The organism is Burkholderia sp. LMG 13014 (genome assembly GCF_905232215.1).
In the GTDB taxonomy this organism is placed as follows: Bacteria; Pseudomonadota; Gammaproteobacteria; order Burkholderiales; family Burkholderiaceae; genus Burkholderia.
This window is the reverse complement of record NZ_CAJNKE010001039.1, coordinates 1-1144: the sequence shown is the minus strand read 5'-3', so window position 1 is coordinate 1144 and position 1144 is coordinate 1. Positions and strand designations below refer to the sequence as shown.

1 protein-coding gene and 1 pseudogene are annotated in these 1144 nt (G+C 69.8%); one reads left to right on the top strand and one right to left on the bottom strand.

All coding sequences use genetic code 11. From position 1 onward, the window contains the following. Positions 1-794, top strand: a 794-nt coding sequence (locus JYJ84_RS37205; protein WP_240201965.1) for an esterase family protein, incomplete at its 5' end; no start/stop codon positions are given. A gap of 140 nt (positions 795-934) precedes the next feature. On the opposite strand, the pseudogene JYJ84_RS37200 reads toward JYJ84_RS37205, so the two are convergent. Then, a pseudogene (locus JYJ84_RS37200) lies at positions 935-1144 on the bottom strand (monooxygenase); the annotation flags it as partial.

The window sequence follows — 1144 nt, the reverse complement described above, 5'->3', positions numbered from 1 at the left end:
TGGAGCCCGCGGTCAACCCGGGCAGCAGCGTCGTGCTGCGCACGTTCCGGTCGGCATCGCTGAAGCGCGACTGGTCGTATACGGTCTACCTGCCACCCGGCTACAACCCGGAAGGCGCGCGCTACCCGGTGATGTACCTGCTGCACGGCAACGCCGGCAACGCGAACGACTGGGTCACGCAGGGCCGGCTGCAGGCCACCGCCGACACGCTGATCGAGCGCCGCGAGATTCCGCCGGTCGTGATCGTGATGCCGCAGGGCGGCACCGACTGGTACGTCGATCGCAAGGAGAAGATGCAGAGCGCGTTCCTCAACGACCTGCTGCCCGAAGTCGAAGCGCACTTCGCGGTGTCGAACCAGCGCGCGGGCCGCGCGATCGGCGGCGTGTCGATGGGCGGCTTCGGCGCGCTGCGTTTCTCGCTGCTCGAACCCGGGCTGTTCTGCGGCGCGATGCTGCTGAGCCCCGCGATCTACGCGAACGAGCCGCCGCTCAATTCCGCCGCGCGCTACGTCGGCGTGTTCGGCGACCGGCAGTTCGATCCGCGCGTGTGGCACGAGCTCAACTACCCGGCGCTGATGCGCGGCTACTTCGCGCGCAGCTGGCGGATCCCGATGTTCATCGCGGCCGGCGACGACGACCTGACCATCCAGGCGGAATCGAGCGTGCTGTACACGCACCTGCGCCGCGCGCAGAACCCGGCCGAACTGCGCATCGTCGACGGCGGGCATACGTGGGACGTATGGCGCGGGCTGCTCGGGCAGGGATTGAAGTACGCGCTCGAATGCGTGAAATGACGGCGGGCGGGCGCTGCCCCGCCCGTGTTCGTCTGGCCGGCCGGTGACCGGTGACCAGCAGGCCGACGACCAGCCCCGTATTCCGCGAACGCCATCCCGGCGGGCCTTTCGGGCCTGACGCCGGGCTCAAGGTGGCAAGCTCAAAGCCACGTGCCACCCTGCCGTTCGCTCGGCTCCCCGGCCAGCGCGTCGAAATCGTGAATCCAGTCCAGGTGATGCAGCACGCTGTCGCGCTCGGCGAGACGCGCATTGCGCGCCTGCGCGGCCGGCCCGTCGGGCAGGTGCAGCACATCGGCCACGGAGATCGACGCGTACTGCACCTTGCGCGTGCGGCCGCGTCGCAGCCGCTC